The sequence below is a fragment of the Streptomyces vulcanius genome, from assembly GCF_042653945.1.
GTDB lineage: Bacteria > Actinomycetota > Actinomycetes > Streptomycetales > Streptomycetaceae > Streptomyces > Streptomyces mangrovi.
Window position 1 is genome coordinate 83871 of sequence record NZ_JBHSFK010000022.1, and the last position, 20814, is coordinate 104684.

The 20814-nt window shown below is 71.7% G+C and carries 21 protein-coding genes and 1 pseudogene; 7 read left to right on the plus strand and 15 right to left on the minus strand.

The features are described 5' to 3' along the window. The first annotated feature begins 63 nt into the window (after positions 1-63). The 3 genes from ACFPIH_RS30430 (at position 64) to ACFPIH_RS30440 (ending at position 3724) form a co-directional block, all read left to right on the plus strand. Complete coding sequence (locus ACFPIH_RS30430) at positions 64-1365, plus strand: 3-oxoacyl-ACP reductase (protein WP_381179143.1); 1302 nt, start codon at positions 64-66, stop codon at positions 1363-1365. Then, positions 1365-2210: a MaoC family dehydratase gene (locus tag ACFPIH_RS30435; RefSeq protein WP_381179146.1), complete on the plus strand. Its 846-nt coding sequence runs from the start codon at positions 1365-1367 to the stop codon at positions 2208-2210. The genes ACFPIH_RS30430 and ACFPIH_RS30435 overlap by 1 nt, the downstream gene beginning before the upstream one ends. A gap of 191 nt (positions 2211-2401) precedes the next feature. Further along, positions 2402-3724: a DUF6716 putative glycosyltransferase gene (locus ACFPIH_RS30440; protein WP_381179149.1), complete on the plus strand. Its 1323-nt coding sequence runs from the start codon at positions 2402-2404 to the stop codon at positions 3722-3724. A gap of 46 nt (positions 3725-3770) precedes the next feature. Here ACFPIH_RS30440 and ACFPIH_RS30445 read toward each other — a convergent pair whose 3' ends face one another. The 8 genes from ACFPIH_RS30445 to ACFPIH_RS30480 form a co-directional block, all read right to left on the minus strand. Continuing rightward, positions 3771-4415, minus strand: coding sequence for a TetR/AcrR family transcriptional regulator (locus tag ACFPIH_RS30445; RefSeq protein ID WP_381179152.1), 645 nt, complete (start codon positions 4413-4415; stop codon positions 3771-3773). Positions 4416-4441: 26 nt separating this feature from the next. After that, entirely contained in the window at positions 4442-4741 is a 300-nt protein-coding gene (locus tag ACFPIH_RS30450) for a DUF4229 domain-containing protein (protein WP_381179155.1), read from the minus strand. Positions 4742-4843: 102 nt separating this feature from the next. Continuing rightward, complete coding sequence (locus ACFPIH_RS30455; RefSeq protein ID WP_381179158.1) at positions 4844-5368, minus strand: GNAT family N-acetyltransferase; 525 nt, start codon at positions 5366-5368, stop codon at positions 4844-4846. Between the two features lie 32 nt (positions 5369-5400). Then, on the minus strand, positions 5401-6564 hold the full coding sequence (gene mqnE, locus ACFPIH_RS30460) for an aminofutalosine synthase MqnE (RefSeq protein ID WP_381179161.1): 1164 nt from the start codon (positions 6562-6564) through the stop codon (positions 5401-5403). 55 nt (positions 6565-6619) lie between these two features. Then, complete coding sequence (locus ACFPIH_RS30465; protein WP_381179164.1) at positions 6620-7075, minus strand: Lrp/AsnC family transcriptional regulator; 456 nt, start codon at positions 7073-7075, stop codon at positions 6620-6622. A 104-nt stretch (positions 7076-7179) separates the two neighbouring features. Beyond that, entirely contained in the window at positions 7180-7842 is a 663-nt protein-coding gene (locus tag ACFPIH_RS30470; protein WP_381179167.1) for a UbiX family flavin prenyltransferase, read from the minus strand. Between the two features lie 88 nt (positions 7843-7930). Continuing rightward, a complete protein-coding gene (gene mqnP, locus ACFPIH_RS30475) occupies positions 7931-8833 on the minus strand; it encodes a menaquinone biosynthesis prenyltransferase MqnP (RefSeq protein WP_381179170.1) in 903 nt (300 codons plus the stop codon). Further along, positions 8830-10287 (minus strand): menaquinone biosynthesis decarboxylase, encoded by a 1458-nt coding sequence (locus ACFPIH_RS30480; RefSeq protein WP_381179173.1) that lies wholly within the window; start codon positions 10285-10287, stop codon positions 8830-8832. Before ACFPIH_RS30480 ends, mqnP begins: the two co-directional genes overlap by 4 nt. Before the next feature lie 89 nt (positions 10288-10376). Here ACFPIH_RS30480 and ACFPIH_RS30485 point away from each other — a divergent pair, with 89 nt between their 5' ends. Both ACFPIH_RS30485 and ACFPIH_RS30490 read left to right on the plus strand, forming a co-directional pair. Continuing rightward, the gene (locus tag ACFPIH_RS30485; RefSeq protein ID WP_381179175.1) at positions 10377-10751 is read left to right on the plus strand and encodes a PLD nuclease N-terminal domain-containing protein; all 375 of its coding nucleotides are present in this window, start codon (positions 10377-10379) and stop codon (positions 10749-10751) included. Between the two features lie 90 nt (positions 10752-10841). Then, positions 10842-12248: a purine-cytosine permease family protein gene (locus ACFPIH_RS30490; RefSeq protein WP_381179177.1), complete on the plus strand. Its 1407-nt coding sequence runs from the start codon at positions 10842-10844 to the stop codon at positions 12246-12248. Here the strand turns inward: ACFPIH_RS30490 and ACFPIH_RS30495 are convergent. Together ACFPIH_RS30495 and ACFPIH_RS30500 are read right to left on the minus strand one after the other, a co-directional pair. Beyond that, positions 12232-14004 carry a protein kinase domain-containing protein gene (locus ACFPIH_RS30495; RefSeq protein ID WP_381179180.1) on the minus strand — a complete coding sequence of 591 codons (1773 nt, stop codon included), beginning with the start codon at positions 14002-14004 and terminating at the stop codon, positions 12232-12234. The genes ACFPIH_RS30490 and ACFPIH_RS30495 overlap by 17 nt on opposite strands. A 110-nt stretch (positions 14005-14114) precedes the next feature. After that, positions 14115-14504, minus strand: coding sequence for a MerR family transcriptional regulator (locus ACFPIH_RS30500; protein WP_381179183.1), 390 nt, complete (start codon positions 14502-14504; stop codon positions 14115-14117). A gap of 11 nt (positions 14505-14515) precedes the next feature. Between ACFPIH_RS30500 and ACFPIH_RS30505 the strand changes: the two are divergent. After that, a pseudogene (locus tag ACFPIH_RS30505) lies at positions 14516-15223 on the plus strand (alpha/beta fold hydrolase); the annotation flags it as partial. A 39-nt stretch (positions 15224-15262) separates the two neighbouring features. On the opposite strand, the gene ACFPIH_RS30510 reads toward ACFPIH_RS30505, so the two are convergent. The 4 genes from ACFPIH_RS30510 to ACFPIH_RS30525 are packed head-to-tail and all read right to left on the minus strand — an operon-like array spanning position 15263 to position 18794. Next, positions 15263-16195, minus strand: coding sequence for a pseudouridine-5'-phosphate glycosidase (locus tag ACFPIH_RS30510; RefSeq protein ID WP_381179186.1), 933 nt, complete (start codon positions 16193-16195; stop codon positions 15263-15265). Continuing rightward, positions 16192-17319 (minus strand): PfkB family carbohydrate kinase, encoded by a 1128-nt coding sequence (locus tag ACFPIH_RS30515; protein WP_381179189.1) that lies wholly within the window; start codon positions 17317-17319, stop codon positions 16192-16194. The genes ACFPIH_RS30510 and ACFPIH_RS30515 overlap by 4 nt, the downstream gene beginning before the upstream one ends. Before the next feature lie 58 nt (positions 17320-17377). Next, a complete protein-coding gene (locus tag ACFPIH_RS30520; RefSeq protein ID WP_381179192.1) occupies positions 17378-18343 on the minus strand; it encodes an isopenicillin N synthase family dioxygenase in 966 nt (321 codons plus the stop codon). Further along, complete coding sequence (locus ACFPIH_RS30525) at positions 18336-18794, minus strand: nucleoside deaminase (protein ID WP_381179195.1); 459 nt, start codon at positions 18792-18794, stop codon at positions 18336-18338. Before ACFPIH_RS30525 ends, ACFPIH_RS30520 begins: the two co-directional genes overlap by 8 nt. A 99-nt stretch (positions 18795-18893) precedes the next feature. Here ACFPIH_RS30525 and ACFPIH_RS30530 point away from each other — a divergent pair, with 99 nt between their 5' ends. Beyond that, positions 18894-20168: a PucR family transcriptional regulator gene (locus ACFPIH_RS30530; protein WP_381179198.1), complete on the plus strand. Its 1275-nt coding sequence runs from the start codon at positions 18894-18896 to the stop codon at positions 20166-20168. A 1-nt stretch (position 20169) separates the two neighbouring features. On the opposite strand, the gene ACFPIH_RS30535 is transcribed toward ACFPIH_RS30530, so the two are convergent. Further along, positions 20170-20805: a hypothetical protein gene (locus ACFPIH_RS30535; protein WP_381179201.1), complete on the minus strand. Its 636-nt coding sequence runs from the start codon at positions 20803-20805 to the stop codon at positions 20170-20172. Positions 20806-20814: the final 9 nt, after the last annotated feature.

The window sequence follows — 20814 nt, forward strand, 5'->3', positions numbered from 1 at the left end:
CCCGGTAACCTTACTCCGGAGTAAGTAACTACGGCAGAGCCCGTGGGAGACTGGGAGACGAGCATGGCCGACCGCTATCTGAGCTTCACCGCCACCGCACCCGGCCGCTTCCTTTCGCGACGGCTCGGCCTTCCGCAGCCGGCGGCACTCAGGCGCTGGTCACCCGAACACCCGTCCCTCACTGGCACCTTGCTTCACCTTACGGCCGGAAAGTCCGCCCTACTCGATCTCGCCCCGGTCCTGTCCCGTACGGGACTCCCCCTCGGCACCTCCGACCCCGCCGCCGTCGTCCTGGACGCCACCGGCGTGCGGGACGTCGAGACGCTCGCCGAGGTGCACGCGGCCCTGCACCCGGTCGTACGGTCCGTCGCCGCGAGCGGCCGGATCGTGGTCCTCGGCTCGCCCCTCGACGCCGACGACCACCAACAGGCCGCCGTGCAGCAGGCGTTGGAGGGGTTCACCCGGTCCCTCGGCAAGGAGACCGGCCGGGGCAGGACCGTGAACCTGGTCCGCCTGACGGACGCCCCCGCCGCCGAGTCGACCCTGCGGTTCCTCCTCTCCCCCAAGTCGGCGTATGTCAGCGGCCAGGTGATCGGGGTCGGGGAGGGGGAGACCGGCGCGTACGACGACGACCGTCCGCTCGCCGGGCGTACCGCCCTGGTCACCGGCGGCGCGCGCGGGATCGGGGCGGCGGTCGCCGAGACGCTGGCCCGGTACGGCGCCGAGGTCGTCGTACTCGACGTACCGCAGGCGGAGGCGGACGCGCGGCGGGTCGCCGGGCGGCTGGGCGGGCGGGCCCTCCCGCTCGACATCACGGCCGCCGACGCGGGCGAGCGGATCGCCGCCGAACTCCCCGACGGGCTGGACGTGCTGATCCACAACGCGGGCATCACCCGGGACCGGCGGCTGGTCAACATGCCCGCCGAGCGGTGGAGTTCGGTCCTGGACGTCAACCTCGCGAGCGTGCTGCGCACCACGGACGCGCTGCTCGCCAAGGGCACGCTGCGGCCGGGCGGGCGGATCGTGGCGACCGCCTCCATCGCCGGGCTCGCGGGCAACGCGGGGCAGACGAACTACGGCGCGAGCAAGGCGGGGGTGGCCGGACTGGTCCGCGCCCTCGCGCCGCGCGCGCTCGCCGGGCACGGGGTCACAATGAACGCGGTGGCGCCCGGCTTCATCGAGACGCACATGACCGCCGCCGTACCGCTGTTCATCCGCGAGGCGGGCCGCCGGATGAACTCACTCGCGCAAGGCGGCCTCCCGGTCGACGTCGCCGAGACGACCGCCTGGCTCGCGCACCCGGCGTCCGGGGCGGTCAACGGACAGGTCGTGCGGGTGTGCGGCCAGAGTCTGCTGGGGGCGTGATGGCCGCCGCCACCCCCTTGGGACTGCTGCTGGCCCGGGGTGCCCTGCGCTCCCCCTTCAAGCGCCCGCGCCCCGGAGTCGCCTTCTCCGGCGGGGAAGTCGTCGTGTCCGGCCTGCGGGTGGACCTGACCCGGCTGGCCGCCTACGAGCGGGTCTGCGGTTTCGCGACCGGTGAGGACTCCCTGCCCGTCACCTATCCGCACGTCCTCGGCTTCCCGGCGGCGATGGACATCATGAGCCGCGGCGACTTCCCGCTGCCGCTGCTCGGCCTGGTCCACACGTCGATCGAGATCACCCGCCGTCGCTCCCTCGCGGCCGGCGGGACGTACGAACTCGCCGTGCGCGTCGACCACCTGGCGCCGCACCGGCGCGGCACGGAGGCGTTCGTGGTGACCGAGCTGCGGGAGGGCGGGACGGTGGTGTGGGAGTCGACGAGCACCTATCTGGCCCGGCACCGGACGCAGGAGACGACGACGGCACCGGGGGAGTCTCAGCAGACCCCCCTCCCCGTCCTGGACGAGTGGCATCTCGGCGCCGACGTCGGCCGCCGCTACGGCGCCGCCTCGGGCGACCGCAACCCCATCCACCTGCACCCCCTCACCGCCCGTCTCTTCGGCTTCCCCCGGGCCATCGCGCACGGCATGTGGACCGTCGCCCGCTGCCTCGCCGCCCAGGGCACCCCGCCCGACGTACACGTCCGCGCGGACTTCCGGGCGCCGGTGCCGCTGCCGGGGTCGGTGACGTTCGGGACGGACGGCGACCGCTTCGAACTACGGGAGGCGGGGGACGCCGGACGGCTGCATGTGAGCGGGCGGGTGACCGGCTCCTGCCCCGATGCCAGGTGAACATCAGGTGAACCGCCGGCGCCCGGAACATCGTCGCGGTCGGCAACTGGGGCACGGTGTGCGGAACTTGCCGTTCCACCCACAGGCGGCGCACAGCCCTCCCAGCTCACGTCCAGCCACTCCCCACCCCACTCTCAGCCACTCCTCCTAGCTTCGGCCCTCTCGCACCCCGCCAGAAAAGGGCCTGAGCCATGTCTTCAACCCCCGACAGCTCCCGCAGACCCACCGCCGTGATCGCCGTGATCGCGGACTCGGACACGCGCTGGAAGTGGGGCGCCTCGGTGGCCCGGCAACTCGCCCCGGAGCACTCCCTCGACGCCGTCTTCCTGCGCGGCCGTTCCACCCCGACCGAGCGGCAGCTGGCCGAGGTCGGGATCGTGCCGGACCGGCAGCGGGTGGTGGCGACGGCCGGGCTGGTCGACGACGAGGAGCTGGCCGCCGCCGACGTGGTGATCCTGGCGGTGTCGGGCGGTGCCGTCCTGGCGCTCACGCACGCGCTGGGCCTGGCCTGGGCGGGGCGCGAACGGCGGCCGGTGACCGTCAGCGGGTACGTCGGTGTCGTCTACGAGAAGCTGGTCGACGGGCTGCTGACCCGCGCGGGCACGGACCTCGTCCTCGCCAACTCCGCCCACGACGCGGAGCGGTTCGCCCATGCCTTCGCCTCCGTCGGGGTGGACCCGGAGTCGGTCGTGGAGTGCGCGCTGCCGTTCCTCGGGGGCGCGCCGCACCGGCCCGCCGAGGACGGGGAGCGGCCGTTCACGCTCACCTTCGCCGTACAGCCGTCCGTGCCCAGGGACCGGGAGGCCCGGCTGCACCTGCTCGGACGGGCCGCCGCGCACGCCCGGCGCCATCCCGGGCGCGAGGTGCTGATCAAGCTGCGCAGCCTGCCCGGCGAGCAGACCACCCACGTCGAGGCCAATCCCTACCAGCACCTCGTCGAGGACCTGCCCGAGCCCGCCCCGGCCAACCTCCGGCTGGTCTACGGCAACATGGCCGAGGTTCTCGACCGCACCGACCTGCTGGTGACGGTCTCCTCCACGGCGGCCCTGGAGTCGATGCACCGGGGCATCCCGACCGCGATCCTCACCGACCTCGGCGTCCGCGAGGCGCACGGCAACCACTACTTCCTGCCCTCCGGCTGCCTCGCCTCCTGGGACGACCTCGACGCCGGCGCGCAGCCGAGGCCCCTGCCGGAGTGGGCGGCGGCGCAGGGCATCGGCAAGGCCGACCCGTACGCGGCGGCCCGCGCCCGCCTCGCCCTGCTGCGCGCGTCCGGACCCCTGCCGCCCCTGCGGCCCTACTACACCCCCCGCTCCGCCGGCCTCTACCTCGGCGACATCCTCCGCCGGCACGGCCTGGACGAGCAGGGCCGCCCCCGGTCGGCCCCGGCCACCGCCGCCTCGGGCCGCACGGGCCGTGCCGTACGCCGGCTGGCCCGCCGCGGAGCGGGAAAGCTGTACCGCGTCGGCTACCAGCGGGTGGCCCCGACCCTGCGGAAGTGGGGAGCGGCCTGACACCGTGATGCGAGGGGCGGCCCGGGCCTGTTCCACCGCCAGGAGGTCAGGCCGCCGGCGGGGTCCAGTTGCGGCCGTCCATCAGGTTGGAGAGACCTGCCCAGGCGAAGTTCATCAGAGTCGTCGCCGCCTGGCGGGCCGTGACGCCGTCCGTGGTGTTGGCCCAGGTCGCGAGGGACTCCGCCGCGCCGACGAGGGCCTCGGCGAGCCCGGCGACCTCGCGTTCGGGGAGGTCGGGGTCGCGGTGGGCCTCGCGGGCGGCGACGACGATCAGGGACGTCACGAACGCGACGATCTCCTCCCGCATCGCCGCCGCCTCGGCGGCGAACGTCTCCCCGTGGGTACGCGCCTGGAGATGCACGACCGACCAGGCGTGCGGGTACGCCGCGGTGTGTACGAAGAACGCGAGCAGCCCGTCCCAGAGCTGGCGGTCGGCGGGCAGACCGGTGCGGACACCGGACCGTACGGCCGTCACCAGCGCCGCCGCCTCACGGCGGATGCAGGCGGTGAAGAGCTCTTCCTTGGAGTTCAGGTACAGGTACACCAACGGCTTGGAAACGCCCGCGAGTTCGGCGATCTCGTCCATGGACGCCGCCATGTACCCACGCTGCCCGAAGGTCTCCACGGCGGCGTCCAGCATCTGCTGCTCACGGACCGCCCGCGGCATCCGTTTCGCCTTCACAGCACCCATGGGGCCAGCCTAGTTGGCCAACTCCCTTACGAGGTCTGCCCCTGCGCGTGGGCCGAGTCGATCGCGTCGTCCTCCTGGGAGCGGTTGGCCTCCAGGTTGGCCTTCATCCGGTCCACCCGCTTCACGACCGTCTCCGAGGCGCGGTCCCGCTCCTTGCGCAGGACGACGAAGCTGATCGGCGCCGAGAGCACCATCGCGAGCAGGACGACCCACATGCCGTTGGACTGGCCGAACCCGCGCGGGAACACGCCGGAGTAGACCAGGCCCCAGACGACCACGAGGCAGCCGGCGAAGATGCCGAGACGCATCAGTGTGTAGCGGAGCATGTCAATCCACTCTTCCGTTCAATCCACTCGACCGTTCCAAAAAGGGACCGCCGTCCAGTGAAGCACGCCCCGCTCACGATCTCGCAGCCGCCCCCACGGCCGTCAGGTCAGCGGCAGCAGCATGATGATGTCGTCGCGGTCGTCGCCGGGGGCGACCCGGATGGCACCCGGGATCCGGCCGACCTCCTTGTAGCCGCAGGAGCCGTAGAAGCGCTCCAGGCCGTGCCCGCCCCGGCAGGTGAGCCGTATGGCGTCTATGCCGTCGAAGCCGCGGGCGGCCTGGGCGGCGGCCGCCAGCAGGTCGCGGCCGTACCCCCGGCCCTGGTGGCGGGGGTGCACCATCACCGTGTAGAGCCACACCCAGTGCGTCTGCAGCCGGTGCGTGTTGAAGGAGAAGAAGGCGGTCGCGGCCGGCTCTCCCGCCTCGTCGAGTCCGACCAGCAGCCGGTGCCGCCCCTCGGCCATCGCCGTGAGGTGCTTGACCAGCTCCGGCCGGATCGTCTCCCGCTCCACCGGAGCGACGAACCCGACGGCGCCGCCCGCGTTGGAGACGTCCGTCCAGAGGTCGAGGATGCCGTCACGGAGGGCCGGGGTGACGGCGGGATCGAGTGAAAACGTAAGGGACACCCGGGCATATTAGAACTTACGGCTGCGGCGGCTCACACCCGCATCGGCTGCGGCGACTCACGACGCGCCGCGTCGGGGCCGTCGTACTCGCGGATGATCTCGTAGCGCGTGTTGCGCTCCACCGGGCGGAACCCGGCGTCGCGGATGAGGTCCAGCAGGTCCTCGCGGGTCAGCTTGTTCGGCGTGCCGTAGTTGTCCGCGTCATGCGTGATCTTGTACTCGACGACCGAGCCGTCCATGTCGTCCGCGCCGTGCTGGAGCGCGAGCTGCGCGGTCTGGACGCCGTGCATGACCCAGAACACCTTGACGTGCGGGACGTTGTCGAAGAGCAGCCGTGAGACCGCGAAGGTCTTCAGCGCCTCCGCGCCGGTGGCCATCTGGGTGCGCGCCTGGAGGCGGTTGCGCACCTTGCCGTCCTTCACGTCCACGAAGTCGTGCTGGTAGCGCAGCGGGATGAAGACCTGGAAGCCGCCGGTCTCGTCCTGGAGTTCACGCAGCCGCAGCACGTGGTCGACCCGGTGACGGGGCTCCTCGATATGGCCGTACAGCATGGTGCACGGGGTCTTGAGCCCCTTCTCGTGCGCCAGGCGGTGGATGCGGGACCAGTCCTCCCAGTGCGTCCGGTGGTCCACGATGTGCTGGCGGACCTCCCAGTCGAAGATCTCCGCGCCACCGCCGGTGAGGGACTCGAGGCCCGCGTCGATCAGCTCGTCCAGGATCTCGGACGCCGACAGCCCGCTGATCGTCTCGAAGTGATGGATCTCCGTCGCCGTGAAGGCCTTGAGCGAGACCTCCGGGAGGGCGGCCTTCAGCTCCCGCAGGGAGCGGGGGTAGTACCGCCAGGGGAGGTTCGGGTGCAGGCCGTTGACGATGTGCAGCTCGGTGAGGTTCTCGCCCTCCATCGCCTTGGCGAGCTTCACCGCCTCCTCGATGCGCATCGTGTACGCGTCCTTCTCGCCCGGCTTGCGCTGGAAGGAGCAGTAGGCGCAGGACGCCGTGCACACGTTGGTCATGTTGAGGTGCCGGTTGACGTTGAAATGCACGACGTCGCCGTTCTTGCGCGTCCGCACCTCGTGCGCGAGTCCGCCCAGCCAGGCCAGGTCGTCCGACTCGTACAGCGCGACGCCGTCCTCACGGGTCAGCCGTTCACCGGCCCTGACCTTCTCCTCCAGCTCGCGCTTGAGCCCGACATCCATGCGCACACCTTTCTACGACTTCCTACGACGACGCCACCGACGACCAACCGTACGGCTAGACCTCCTCGGGAAGCTCCCCGACCCGGTTCTCCCACTTCGTGGAGAGCACGATCGTGGTGCGCGTCCTGGAGACGCCCTTCGTTCCCGACAGCCGCCGGATGATCCTCTCCAGCCCGTCGACGTTGTTGGCCCGCACCTTGAGCATGAACGAGTCGTCGCCGGCGATGAACCAGCAGTCCTCGATCTCGCTCAGGTCCTTCATCCGGTTCGCCACGTCCTCGTGGTCGGCGGCGTCGGAGAGGGAGATGCCGATGAGGGCGGTGACGCCGAGGCCGAGCGAGGCGGCGTTCACCGTGGCGCGGTAGCCGGTGATGACACCGGCCGCCTCCAGCCGGTTGATGCGGTCGGTGACGCTGGGTCCCGACAGGCCGACGAGGCGCCCCAGCTCGGCATAGGAGGCCCGGCCGTTCTCCCGCAGAGCCTGGATGAGCTGCCTGTCCACCGCGTCCATGCGAATCGAAGCCTTCCGGTTCAAGTTCCTGAAGTTCCTGAAGTTCCTGAAAAGATGAGAGGTAGTACAAAGTTGAGAAGTAGTGCTCCGCCGTACGACGTGCTTCAGGTGGTCGGGGTCCCGCCCCCGCCACCACCACCCAGTTCGCCGTCCCACCGGCGGTAGAGCCCGTGCGCGACCCCCGCCGCGTCGAGCACCCTCCCGGCGACGAAGTCGACCAGGTCCTGGATGTGCGTGGCGCCCGCGTAGAAGGCGGGCGAGGCGGGCACGACGCTCGCGCCGGCGTCGTCGAGGGCGACGAGATGGCGCAGGGTCTGCCCGTTCAGCGGACTCTCCCGTACGGCGACGACGAGCGCCCGGCGCTCCTTGAGCGTGACGCTCGCCGCGCGCTGGAGGAGGTCCTTCGACAGCCCGAGGGCGACACCTGCGACGCAGGCGGTCGAGGCGGGCACGATCAGCATCCCCTTCGTGGGATACGACCCCGAGGACGGCCCCGCCGCGAGGTCCCCCGCGTTCCAGTACCGCACGGGGTCGACGTCGGCATCGAACGTGTCCGGCTTCCCGTCGGCCCCTCGCGCCAGCCATTCCCGCAGGTCGTCCCGCCAGTGCGCGTCCCGGAAGGAGATCCCGGTCTCGTCCAGCAGGGTGAGCCGCGAGGCCCGGCTGACCACCAGGTCGACGCTCTCGCCCCCGGCGAGCAGCGCCCGCAGCACGGCAGCGGCATACGGCGTCCCGGACGCCCCGGACACCCCCACGATCCAAGGCACGCGCTGCGTTTCTCCTGCGTTCACACCTTGAGCGTACCGGTGAGCGCGGAGGTCTTCAGGACCGGAGGGCCGTAGTGAACGCGCGTGGCTACACGGTGAGCCCACGTACCAGAAGGTCGAGCAGGGCGCACACGAACAGGGCGATGCCGATGAAGCCGTTGACGGAGAAGAACGCCCTGTTCAGACGGGAGAGGTCGTGGGGGCGGACGATGGTGTGCTCGTAGACGAAGGCGCCGGCGACGACGAGGAGGCCGAGCCAGAAGAACGCGCCGGCGCCGGTGGCGAGGGCGTACCAGACCAGCAGCGCCGTCGTGAGGGCGTGACAGACACGGGCGCCCCAGATGGCCGCGGGGATGCCGAAGCGGGCCGGGACCGACATGACACCGGTCTCGCGGTCGGTCTCGACGTCCTGACAGGCGTAGATCAGGTCGAAGCCGCCGATCCAGATGCCGACGGCGAGGCCCAGGACGACGGCGTCCCAGGACCACTCCCCCGTGATCGCCAGCCAGCCCCCGACCGGACCCATCGCCTGGGCCAGACCGAGGATCGCCTGCGGATAGTTCGTGAACCGCTTGCCGTAGGGGTACACCACCATCGGAATGACGGCGACGGGGGCCAGCGCCAGGCACAGCGGGTTGAGCAGCGCCGCCGAGCCCAGGAAGATCACGACGGCGATCAGCGCGCCGGTCCACGCGTGCCGCACGGACATCGCACCGGTCACCAGCTCACGGTGAGCCGTACGCGGGTTCCGCGCGTCGATCTCCCGGTCGATGATCCGGTTGACCGCCATGGCGAAGGTACGCAGCCCCACCATGCAGATCGTGACGAGGAGCAGCCTGCCCCAGTGGACGTTCTCGTCCAGCCGGAACATGGCCGTCAGCGCGGCGATGTAGGCGAAGGGCAGCGCGAAGACCGAGTGCTCGATCATCACCAGCCGCAGGAAGGCCTTCGTACGCCCCGGTTGCGGAAGCGCTGCGGAAGCGGAACTCACAGTCCGTACTCCTTCCAGCGGCGGTCGACCGTCGCTGCCGTTTCCGGGTCCGAGAGGACCATGTCCGGCCAGCCGCCGTCCCTGGTGTAGCCCTCCTCGGGCCATTTCCTCGTCGCGTCGATGCCTGCCTTGCCGCCCCAGAACTGCTGGTAGGAGGCGTGGTCGAGGTGGTCGACCGGGCCCTCCACGACCGTCAGGTCGCGGGCGTAGTCCGTGTTGCCGAGGGCCCGCCAGGCGACCTCGTGCAGGTCGTGGACGTCGCAGTCGGAGTCGACGACCACGATCAGCTTGGTCAGGGACATCATGTGGGCGCCCCAGACGGCGTGCATGACCTTCTGCGCGTGCTTGGGGTACTTCTTGTCGATCGCGACGATCGCGCAGTTGTGGAAGCCGCCGGCCTCGGGGAGGTGGTAGTCCACGATATCCGGGACGATGATCTTGAGCAGGGGGAGGAAGAAGCGTTCCGTGGCGCGGCCGAGGGGGCCGTCCTCCGTCGGCGGGCGGCCCACGACGATCGACTGGAGCAGGGGGCGGCGGCGCATCGTCACGCAGTCGATCTTCAGGGCCGGGAAGGGTTCCTGCGGGGTGTAGAAGCCGGTGTGGTCGCCGAAGGGGCCCTCCGGGAGCATCTCGCCCGGCTCCAGCCATCCCTCCAGGACGACCTCCGCCTGCGCCGGCACCTGCAACGGCACGGTCTTGCAGTCGACCATCTCGATCCGCCTGCCCGCGATGAACCCGGCGAAGAGGTACTCGTCGATGTCACCGGGGAGGGGGGCCGTGGAGGCGTACGTCACGGCCGGCGGGCAGCCGAAGGCGATGGCGACCGGGAGGCGTTCACCGCGCCGGGCGGCCACCTGGTAGTGGTTGCGGCTGTCCTTGTGGATCTGCCAGTGCATCCCGATCGTGCGCCGGTCGTGGCGCTGGAGGCGGTACAGCCCGAGGTTGCGGATCCCGCTCTCCGGGTCCCTGGTGTGCGTCAGCCCGAGGTTGAAGAAGGATCCGCCGTCCTGCGGCCAGGTGAAGAGGGCGGGCAACTGGCCGAGGTCCACGTCGTCGCCCTGGAGGACGACTTCCTGCACGGGCGCGTTGTCGGACTTCACCTTCTTCGGCGGTACATGCGTCATCGCGCCGAGCTTCCCGAACGCCTCGCGCACGCCCACGAACCCGTGCGGCAGTTCGGGCCGCAGCAGCCCGCCGATCTTCTCGCTGATCTCGCCGTACGACTTCAGCCCGAGCGCCTTCAGCAGCCGCCGGTCGGTGCCGAACACGTTCATCGCGAGGGGCATGGAGGACCCCTTCACGTTCTCGAAGAGCAGCGCGGGCCCCTGTGCCTTCTGCACCCGGTCGACGATCTCCCCGACTTCCAGGTACGGATCGACCTCAGCCTTGACACGCTTGAGGTCGCCTTCGCGTTCCAGTGCCCTGAGCAGGGAACGAAGATCGTCGTAAGCCATGTGTCCCAGTATCGGCCACCCGCTACCCTGACCCCGTCACCGGGGGCCGCCCCGCGTCCCGTCACCGTCTCCTGGGGGAACCCGCCACCATGCTCAGGTATCTGCCGTTCCTGCTGGTCCTGGCGCTGTGGATCTATGCGTTCATCGACTGCCTGAACACCCCTGAGGACGAGGTGCGGGGGCTGCCCAAGGTGGCGTGGGTGTTCATCATCCTGCTGTTCGGCGAGGTGCTGGTCGGTCCGGTCGCGTGGCTGGTCGCGGGCAAGAAGCGCAAGGCCGCGGCGGGCGGCCCGGCCTCCCGGGAGTGGGTCGCGCCGGACGACAACCCCGAGTTCCTCAAGTCTTTGAAAGAGGAGAAGGAGAAGGACGACGAGCAGCTCCTCAAGGACTGGGAGGACGACCTCCGCCGCCGCGAGGAGGAGTTGAAGCGCCGCGAGTCCGGCGAGGACCCCAAAGACGGCTGACCAGCCCTACAGGTTGTACGTCCCCGAGCCTCCCGAAACGGGCAGTGCGCCTCTGGGCCGGGGCCGGGGCGGGCCGGACACTTACGACGCATGACGACTGCACCGGCCGGCTCCGCCACCGCACCCGCCCCCGAATACGGCGACAAGGTCATCGCCGTCGAGACGGCGGGCGCGGACCCCATCCCCGACGCCGAACGGCACGGCTCCCCGCTCCAGTTGCTGTGGACCTGGGCCTCCCCGAACATCGAGTTCGCGACGGTCTACATCGGCGTGATCTCGGTCCTCTTCTTCGGCCTGAGCTTCTGGCAGGCGACGGCGGCCCTGCTCCTGGGCACCGCCCTCGGCGCGCTCACGCAGGGCGTGCTCTCCCTGGACGGCCCCCGCTACGGCGTCCCCCAGATGGTGATCGGCCGGCTCTCCTTCGGCTTCCGGGGCAACATCCTGCCGTCCGCCGCGAACGGACTGGTCGCGGGCGTCGGCTGGTTCGCGGTGAACAGCGTGAGCGCGGCGTTCGCGCTCAACACGCTCACGGGTCTGCGCCCCCTGCCCTCCCTCCTCCTCGTGGTGGCGGTGGAGATCCTGATCGGCTTCATCGGCCACAACTTCGTCCACGTCTTCGAGAGGTACGCGTTCCCGGCCCTGGCCGTCGTCTTCCTCCTCGCCGGCGTCTGGACCTTCGACCACGCCGACCTCGGCGGGGGCGGCTCCGGCGGCGGCATCGGCGGCTTCCTCCTCGCCACGAGCGCGGCCTGGGGCTACGCCGCGGGCTGGAACCCGTACGCCGCCGACTACTCCCGCTATCTCCCCCGCACCGCGAACCGCTTCCGCACGGCGCTCTACCCGGCCCTCGGCCTGTTCCTCTCCGTGGCCGTCGTCTCCGTCATCGGCGCGGCCTCGGCGACGATCGCCGCCCCGCAGAGCGCCACCCCGACAGCCGCCTTCACCGGCCATCTCCCCGGCTGGCTGGGCAACCTGGTCCTTCTCGCGATCATCCTCGGCGCGATCTCCGCGAACGCCCTGAACGTCTACTCCGGCGCGATCTCCCTCACCGCCCTCGGCCTCGACCTCCCCGCCTGGCTGAGCCGCAGCACGCTGGTGGTGGTCTCGGGCGTGGCGGGCACGGCGGCGGCGTGGGCGTCCCTGTCGGACGCGGGTTCGGCGTACGAGGCGTTCCTCCTCGTCATCGCGTACTGGGTGGCGCCCTGGCTGGGCGTGGTGCTGACCGACCGTCTCCTCCGGTCCCCCGACCCGGCGACGGACGCGGCCCTGACCGACCGCGCGTACACCAACTGGCCGGGCCTGGCAGCCCTGTTGACCGGTGTGGTGGTGTCGGTCCCGCTCTTCTCCAACCAGGAGAAGTACGTGGGCTACGTCCCCGACCACTGGCCGTCCTTCGGCGACATCACCCCACTGGTGGGGTTCCTGGTGAGCGCGGGGGTGTACGCGGCGCTGCGCCGGCGTACGGCCGCGAAGCCGGGGCCTACTTCAGGGACTTGATCTGGGCGGTGGTCAGGGCCTTGTCGAAGACCCGGACATCTCTGACGGCGCCGGGGAACCAGTCGGCGGGGCCGCCGTTGTACTTGGCCCGGCCGATCACCAGGGGGCCGCCGATGGCGGTCGTGCCGGTGTCGACCAGGGTCGACTCCTGGACGCCGTCGACGTAGACGCGGAGCCGGCGGCCGGGGCCGTCGAACACACCGGCGAGGTGGGTCCAGACGCCTGCCACGGGGGCGGTAGGGGCCACCGCGCGCCGGCTGGCACCGGCGAAGGCCCACTGTCGCTCGTCGCCGGAGTACTGGAGGTAGAAGCAGCTGTTGGTGTCGGCTTCCTGGCTGACGGCGGTGGCGAAGGTGTCCGGGATCGTGCTCAGCCGCACCCACGCCGACACGGAGAAGCTGCGGCCCTCGCTGGTGTCGACCGCCGGTCCCTGCGTGACGATCTGGCTGCTCCTGCCGTCGAACACCGCGGCCCCGTCCAGCCACTGGACGCCGGTCGCGGTGCCGGCGTTGCCGCCGAGGGTGTCCCGGGCGGCCTCGCCGGACGTCTCGTCGAGGGGCCAGAGTCCTACGGGCTGGGGGACCTCGACGGGGGAAGGGGAGGGGGAGGGGGAGGGGTCCGCGCTGGTGGTCCCGGCGTCGGAACGGGTGAACCAGACTCCCGCGCCGACGCCCAGCGCCGCGACGGCACCCGCTCCGGCGAGCAGGAAGGCACGGCGGCTGCGGCCGTCTCGGTGTCCGGAGGGGGAGAGCGAGTCGCCCGGGCCGGTCGGCTGGTGGGTCAGGGGGCGGCCGACCGGGGTGTCCAGCCGGGTGGCCGGGTGCGTCGCCGGCAGCACCTGGGTGCGCGGGTACTCCCGGATCTCCGCCGGCATGGCCCGCGTGGGCGGATGAGTCGCGAACTGCGGGGCGCCGACCGCCGTACGCCCTCCGGCGGCGGAGACGGCCTCCCCGGCTGCCGGGCCGACATGGGCGAGGATCTGACGCGGGGTGGGCCGGTGGGCGGGGTCCTTCACCAGACACGCGGAGATGAGCGAGCGCAGGGCGGGGTCGGCGACGGCGTCGACATCGGGTTCGTCGTGCACCACGCGGTAGAGCAGGGCGGGGGTGGGCCCGGCGCCGAAGGGGTTGCCGCCGGTCGCCGCGAAGGCCAGCACCGCGCCGAGGCAGAACACGTCACTGGCCGGGGTGATCGTGGCCCCGGCGACCTGCTCGGGGGACATGAACCCCGGTGAGCCGGCCAGGAGTCCGGTCCCGGTGAACGAGTCGCCCTCGATGCTCCGTACGATCCCGAAGTCGATGACCCTCGGTCCGTCCTCGGCGAGCAGCACGTTGGAGGGCTTGAGGTCGCGGTGGACCAGGTTCACGGAGTGGATCGACACCAGTGCCTCGGCCAGCCCGGCCGCGAGCGCCAGCACCGCCGGCGTGGACATCGGCCCCCGCTCGGCGACCGCCTGCTCCAGCGAGGGCCCGGCGATGTAGCTGGTCACCAGCCAGGGCAGGGGGGCGTCCGGGTCGGCGTCGATGACGGCGGCGGTGAAGGCACCGCTGACCGAGCGGGCCGCCTGCACCTCGCGGCGGAACCGGGAGCGGAACTCCGGGCGGCGCACCAGTTCCGAGTGCACCAGCTTCACCGCGACGAGCCGGCCGCCCGGCGAACGGCCCAGATACACCCGGCCCATACCGCCCGCGCCCAGCCTGCTCAGTAACCGGTACTCACCGACGGAGCGCGGGTCGTCCGGCTCCAGCGCTGCCACAACTGCCTCCTGGCGCACATCTGTTCCACTGCTTGGGCGCGCCCAGCATAGGCCCAGCCGCCGAACGGGTTGCCGAAATCCCTTACTCGGTACGGGACTTCGACCAACGGTCAGCGTTCGCCCGTCACCGGGGTCGGTCCGCAGCTGAGGCCGGTTCGCCCGCTCATGGCCGCGCCGGCGATGAACGTGTCGAGCCGGTCCCGGGCGCTGAGCAGATCGCCGATCCGGCCGTCGATACGGTCCCGTTCGGCCGAGAGACGTTCGAGCAGCTCCGGCGTGGCCACGCCGCCCACCACGCACCGCAGCAGCTCCACGATCGACCTGCTCGGCAGCCCGGCGGCGTACAGCCGCTGGATCAGCCGGACCCGGTCGACCGCGCTCTCCGGGTAGTGCCGCTGGCCGCCGGCGCTGCGTTCCGAGGCGAGCAGGGCCTGTTCCTCGTAGTACCGCAGCGCCCGCACGCTGACGCCGGCCCTGACGGCGAGTTCACCTATCCGCATCACGACTCCGCTTGCCCCTCACGTCAACATACCTGCTGGTACACGGCGCCTGGCACAGCGGACAGAGCTGGGAGCGGGTGGTCCCGCTGCTGACGTCGGCCGGACACCGGGTACTCGCGCCGTCGCTGACCGGCTACGGCGACCAGGCGCATCTGCTCGGCCCCGAGGTCGGACTCGACACGCACGTCGATGACGTCGTCCGGCTGATCGTCGAGGAGGACCTCACCGAGGTGGTCCTCGTCGGACACAGCTACGCCGGGCTGGTCATCTCGTCCGCGGCCAACCAGGTCCCGGACCGGATCGCGCAGCTGGTCTACCTCGACGCGATGGTCCCGGAGGACGGTGAGACCGCGGCCGACATCCTGCCGGCGACCCAGGTCCTGATCGACCTCGCCGTGAAGTCCGGCACGTGGCGGGTGCCGCCGCTTCCCGAGATGCCGCCGCCCTTCGGCCTGTTCGGGGTCACCGACCCGGCGGACGCCGCCTGGCTGCGCGGCATGCTGTCGGATCAGCCGGTGCGGTGCCTGCAGCAACCGGTCCGGCTGGACAACCCGGCCGTGCGCACGATCCCGCGCACGCACATCCACTGCGTGGGCGCGGCGCCGGAAGGGTTCACCCTGCGGCCGGTTCCCGCGACGGCGACGGTCTGGGAGCTGGCGACCGGCCACGACTGCATGATCACCATGCCGACCGAACTCACCGACCTGCTGCTCAATCTTCCACTTCACGGCCGCTTGCGACAGCGTGGGCATACTCGCTCACGGAGTAGTGGAGCAGCCCGCGTACTCGGTGGCGATCCGTGCGCCGAGGCGGGCGTTGTTCTTGACCAGGGCGATGTTGGTCCGCAGGCTCGCTCCGTCGGTGAGTTCGACGATGCGGCCCAGCAGATACGGTGTGGCCGCCTTGCCCGAGATCCCCGCCTTCTCCATCTCGTCGAGGGCCTGTTCGATGATGCCGTCCATCCGGGACGCCGGGATCTCGTCCGCCTCGGGGACGGGGTTGGCGACGCTGACACCACCGGAGATGCCCAGGTCCCAGCGGGCGTGCATGACGGCGGCGATCTCGCGTGCCGAGTCGACCCGCATGGGGGAAGGGAAGCCGCTGCTGCGCGAGTAGAACGCGGGGAAGTCGTCGGTGCCGTAACCGAGCACGGGCACGCCCAGCGTCTCCAGGGTCTCCAGGGTGAGCCCGATGTCGAGGATGCTCTTCACACCGGCGCTGATGACGGCGACGTCGGTCGCGGCGAGTTCCGTGAGGTCCGCGCTGATGTCGAAGGTCACCGGTGCGCCGCGGTGGACGCCGCCGATGCCGCCGGTGACGAAGACACTGATCCCGGCGAGGGCCGCGAGCCGCATGGTGGCGGCGACGGTGGTCGCGCCGTGCCCGCCGCGCGCCATGACGTACGCCAGGTCGCGCACGCTGGCCTTGGTCACGTCCTTGCTGGTCGCGAGCAGTTCCAGCTGCGCCGGGGTCAGACCGACGCAGGGCCGGCCGTGCAGCACGGCGACGGTCGCCGGGACCGCTCCGCCCTCGCGGACGATCTCCTCGACCTGCGTGGCCATCTCCACGTTCTGCGGATACGGCATGCCGTGGCTGATGATGGTCGACTCGAGGGCGACGACGGGACGGCCGTCGTGCAGCGCCGCACGGACCTCGTCGGTCAGGGTCAGCCTGGGGTGCGGGACGGTCATGTCTGGCTCCAACTCGGGTCGTTGAGGGTGTCCTCGATGAGTCGCGGGGTCAGGTCCGGGCGCACGGTGGCCGTGCCGGCGACGGTCAGCGCGGCGGCGGCGTGGCCGTAGCGGGCGGCGTCGACCGGCTCGCCGCCCGCCAGCAGGGCGTGCACGAAGGCGGCGAGCATGGCGTCGCCGGCGCCCGTGACGTCGTGGACCTCGGCGGGCGGCGCGGTGAGGAACGTATGGCCGGCGTGGGCGGTGCTCAGCAGGCTGCCGCGCGCACCGAGCCGGATCCAGGCGTGCCGCACACCCCGCTCGTGCAGGACGGCGGCGGCCTCGACGACGTCCTCGTCCCCGGCGCCGACCGGCCGGCCGGTGATCGCCTCCAGCTCCTCCAGGTTCGGGGTGAGGGCGAAGACCGGACGCTCCGGGGCGATCAGCGGGGCGAGGAGGGCGGCCTTGGGCGCGCTCACCGGGTCGATCACGGCCGGGACGTCGGCGGCGCGGGCGATGTCCAGCGCGTAGGTCAGCACGCGCGCCGGGAGGTTGCCGTCGAGCACCAGCAGGCTCGCGTTCGCGACGAGCTCCCGCGCCGGCTGGAGTTCCTGGGGCGTCAGGGCGTCCGTGGCCGCCATGTCCGAGATGGCCACCACCAGGTCCCCGTCGGCGTCGAGGACGGCGGTGTAGGTGCCGGTCGGATGCGTCGTGCTGCGGTGCACATGGTCCACGCGCACGCCCGCCGCCCGCGTGTCGTCGAGCAGCCGCTCGCCCGCGGCGTCGCGTCCGACGGCCGCGACGAGGTGGGTCGGGGTGCCCAGCCGCGCCAGGTTCTCCGCGATGTTGCGGCCGACCCCGCCGGCGGCGGTGACCGACCGGCCGGGGTTGCTCGTACGGCGCTGGACGGGCGCGAGGCTGCGGACCTTGATGTCGAGGTTCACGCCGCCGATGACCACCACCGCGTTCTCCTGGCGGAGGATGTAGCCGCGCCCCAGGATCGCGCCCTTCTTGCCCAGGTTCGACAGGTGCACGTTCACCGCGGAGCGCGTGGTCCCGATGGCGTCCGCGATCGCCTGCGGCCCGGCGAGCGGATCGCGCCGCAGGAACGCGATGATCTCGCGCTCCCGTTGGGTCAGCATCATGCTAAGTAAACTAAAGGCCCTTTACTCGCATAAGCAAGACCCGGCCGGCCGGGATCGGTCAGTCGACCGTGATCGAGTCCAGCTTCTCCCGCAGGTACACATGCGAGTCCACGGGTTCGTACGCCACCCGCCCCACCGGGGCCGGGACGGACTCCACGAGCGTGCCCGGGGTGCACTCGCCGAAGTAGACGAGGGACATCAGCTCCTCGGCGGGCTCGTCGGCCGGGGGCGGGAGGACCCGGTGGCGGCCGGAGCGCCAGCGGTCGCCGGTCCAACGGGCCATCAGGTCACCGATGTTGATGGTGAAGGCGTCCGGGTCGAAGGGCGCGTCCTCCCAGCCGCCCTCGTCCGTCCAGACCTGGAGGCCCCCCTTGCCCGCCTGCCGGTCGAGGATCGTCACCGTACCGAAGTCGGTGTGCGGGCCGATGCGGAACTGGCCGGGCTCCGGCTGGCCGACGACCTCCGTCCCCGGATACCAGTTGATGTTGAAGCCGTAGGTGGGGTGGTCCATGTGGCGGGAGAAGAGGTCCGGTTCCAGACCGAGGGCCTCCCCCAGCAGCGAGAGCAGCTGCTTCTCCAGCTCGCCCATCCGGTCCAGGTACTGCGCGCAGAGGGCCTCCAGCTCCGGCACCTCCGCCGGCCAGACGTTCGGGGCGTACCACTCCGCGTTGATCACCGGGTCGTCGAAGGGGTCGTGCGTGGCGAAGGTGAGGGACTCCTTCAGGTCCGGGGGCGTCTCCGTACCCTCCGAGTAGCCGTTCGCCTCCGCTCCCGGCCCCAGCCAGCCCCGCCCGCCGACCTTCACGGCGTACGGCAGCTTGACGTCCACGGGCAGCGCGAAGAAGGCACGGGCGGCCTCCCGGATGCGCGAGCGCAGGGCGGGGTCCACACCATGCCCGGTGACCAGCAGGAAACCGGCGGTCTGGAGGGCGTCGTCGACCGTACGCGCGATGGCGGCACGGACCTCGGCGTCACCGTCGCGCCAGGGCGTGAGGTCGATCGTGGGAATTCGTGGCTTACTCACCGATGTCCTCGTTCCACAGAGCCGGGTTCTTCTCGATGAAGTCGCTCATCATCGCGACGCACTCGGGGTCGTCCAGGAGCACGATCCGCACGCCGTGCTCCGCCAGCCAGTCGTGTCCGCCGTGGAAGGTGACGGCCTCGCCGACGATCACCCGGGAGATACCGAACTGGCGGACCAGACCGGAGCAGTACCAGCACGGCGAGAGGGTCGTGACCATCGTCGTGCCACGGTACGAACGCTGCCGCCCGGCGGCCCGGAAGGCGGCCGTCTCCGCGTGTGTGGAGGGGTCGCCGTCCTGGACGCGCCGGTTGTGGCCACGGCCGAGCAGCGTGCCGTCGGCGCCGTAGAGCGCGGCGCCGATCGGGATACCGCCCTCGGCGAGCCCGGTACGGGCCTCGTCCACGGCGGCTGCCAGCCACTCACGCGCCGTCGCCTGATCCATAAGGTCCATGACTCCACTCTGCTGTGGCCGAAACACCAGGGCAACGTGCGGAAAGTACTCTCCCGGGAGCCAGCAGCCGGACGTTCTGTCAGCACGTTGGAGGTCCCCGTGCCCGCACTCACCCTCCGCGAAGTCCTGGCCCTCGACCCGGTCCGGGCCGCCGAGCCCGAGCTGCTCGCCGGCGCGGGCGGACTCGACCGTCCCGTGCGCTGGGTCCACTCCAGCGAGGTCTACGAGGGCGCCAACTTCCTCGACGGCGGAGAGCTGCTGCTCACCAACGGCTTCGGGCTGACGGACGCCGACGACGAGGTCCGGCGCCGGTACGTGCGGGAACTGGCCGCGCGGGGCGCCGCCGGGCTCGCGGTGGAGGTCGGGCGCTCCCTGCCGAGCATGCCGGAGGAGGTCGTCGACGAGGCACGCCGGCGCGATCTGCCGCTGCTGGCCATGCACCGGGTGGTGCCCTTCGTACGGATCACCGAGGCGGCCAACCGGGCGATCGTGGCGCGGGGGCTGTCGGGCCGTGCCCGCCCCTGGGGTTCCTGGGGCCCTTGGAGCGACGACCACACCGCGGCACTGCTGGCCGACCTCGCCGACCGGGCCGCGCTGAACCAGCCGGAGGTGGAGGCGCGGGCGGCGCTCGCCGATTTCCATCCGGGGCCGGGGGCGCGCCTGATCGGCGTCTCCGCGCACGGCGCGCGCGACACCGGCTGCGTCGACCGTGCCGTACGGCTGCTGGGCGGGGGCGGGGTGCTGCGGGCCGCGTTCCCGGGGGACGTGCTCGCCCTCCTCGCGCTGCCGTCGGGCAGCCGGGCCGGTGATCCGGTGCGCGCGGTCCAGGAGGCCTTCCGGTCCGCCGCCGAACCCGGGCTGACGGTCGCCGTCGGACACCCGGTCGCGGCCGGAGGCGGCTGGCTGCGCTGGAGCGAGACGCTGCGGGCGGCCCGGACCACGCTGGAACTGGCGCTGACCGTCCCGCCGGCCGAGCCGTCCGCCCCCGACGGCCCACTGGTGACCTCCTCCCGCGCCTTCGCCCTGGAGCGGGAGCTGACCCGGGGCGGGGTGGACGCCAACCGCGACCGTCTCGCGGGCATGGTCCAGCACGCCCTGGGCCCCCTCCTGGAGTGGGAGGCGGCCCACTCCAGCGACCTCGTCCGCACCCTTGAGGTCCACCTCCGCCACGGCTGCTCCCCCACCCGCACGGCCGCCCTCCTCCACATCGGCCGCCAGTCCCTCTACCAGCGACTGGAACGCATCGAGTCCCTCCTGGGCCTGGAGATCGACGACCCGGACCTCCTGGGCGAACTACTGGCGGCGGCCTGCGCGCACCGGGTGGTCCGGGGCACGAGAACCCCGGCCCACGGGACGAACACCAACGCGGCGTGACTCAGCGCAGCGTGACACGACTCGGGCCGTTGAAGGGGGCCGGGCAGAGGACGGTCCGCGGGGTGCGCAGTCCGTCCTCCTCGGCGAAGAGCACGCGGACGGCGCCGAACGGCACCTCGTCGGCCGTCACCCGCGCGGCACGGTCGTAGAGCGCGCGGACGGCCTCCGGGAGAGGCTCGCCGAACTCGCCCTCGTCCGCTCCCCACACGTCCCACAGCAGCGTCTCGACCTTGTTCAGCGCGGCGAGGTCGAGCCGGACGTTCCCCGCCACGAACCGCTCGCCCCACAGCGGCCCCTCCTCCGGCGGATGCAGCCCGAAGGTCCGGGGATCGGCCCCTTCCTCACGGATCGCCCGCCAGGCCCGGCCCGCGACGAGGAAGCGGTCGCGGGGTACGTCCATGGGGTCGGAGTCCCCCGTCCAGTGCGCGGCGGCGTCCGGGTCGGTGAGCTGCGCGTCGGCCAGCAGCCAGCAGACCCCGACGAACCGGTCGTCGGGCTCCCGCCGCCTGTCGAGCGGGGCGTCGTCCCGCTCGACGACGATCCGCAGGATGTCGTCGACGTACCGCGTCTCGGCGTCGTCACGCAGCCGCTGTTCGGCCACGGTGTGCCCGCTGTGACCGGCATAGAACTCAAGCAACGCGGACAA

Excerpts from the sequence above, each read along its gene's own strand:
- ACFPIH_RS30430 (WP_381179143.1), top strand. The coding sequence starts at position 64 with ATGGCCGACCGCTATCTGAGCTTCACCGCCACCGCACCCGGCCGCTTC.
- ACFPIH_RS30435 (WP_381179146.1), top strand. The coding sequence starts at position 1,365 with ATGGCCGCCGCCACCCCCTTGGGACTGCTGCTGGCCCGGGGTGCCCTG.
- ACFPIH_RS30440 (WP_381179149.1), top strand. The coding sequence starts at position 2,402 with ATGTCTTCAACCCCCGACAGCTCCCGCAGACCCACCGCCGTGATCGCC.
- ACFPIH_RS30445 (WP_381179152.1), bottom strand. The coding sequence starts at position 4,415 with ATGGGTGCTGTGAAGGCGAAACGGATGCCGCGGGCGGTCCGTGAGCAG.
- ACFPIH_RS30450 (WP_381179155.1), bottom strand. The coding sequence starts at position 4,741 with ATGCTCCGCTACACACTGATGCGTCTCGGCATCTTCGCCGGCTGCCTC.
- mqnE (WP_381179161.1), bottom strand. The coding sequence starts at position 6,564 with ATGGATGTCGGGCTCAAGCGCGAGCTGGAGGAGAAGGTCAGGGCCGGT.
- ACFPIH_RS30465 (WP_381179164.1), bottom strand. The coding sequence starts at position 7,075 with ATGGACGCGGTGGACAGGCAGCTCATCCAGGCTCTGCGGGAGAACGGC.
- ACFPIH_RS30480 (WP_381179173.1), bottom strand. The coding sequence starts at position 10,287 with ATGGCTTACGACGATCTTCGTTCCCTGCTCAGGGCACTGGAACGCGAA.
- ACFPIH_RS30485 (WP_381179175.1), top strand. The coding sequence starts at position 10,377 with ATGCTCAGGTATCTGCCGTTCCTGCTGGTCCTGGCGCTGTGGATCTAT.
- ACFPIH_RS30490 (WP_381179177.1), top strand. The coding sequence starts at position 10,842 with ATGACGACTGCACCGGCCGGCTCCGCCACCGCACCCGCCCCCGAATAC.
- ACFPIH_RS30500 (WP_381179183.1), bottom strand. The coding sequence starts at position 14,504 with ATGCGGATAGGTGAACTCGCCGTCAGGGCCGGCGTCAGCGTGCGGGCG.
- ACFPIH_RS30510 (WP_381179186.1), bottom strand. The coding sequence starts at position 16,195 with ATGACCGTCCCGCACCCCAGGCTGACCCTGACCGACGAGGTCCGTGCG.
- ACFPIH_RS30515 (WP_381179189.1), bottom strand. The coding sequence starts at position 17,319 with ATGATGCTGACCCAACGGGAGCGCGAGATCATCGCGTTCCTGCGGCGC.
- ACFPIH_RS30525 (WP_381179195.1), bottom strand. The coding sequence starts at position 18,794 with ATGGACCTTATGGATCAGGCGACGGCGCGTGAGTGGCTGGCAGCCGCC.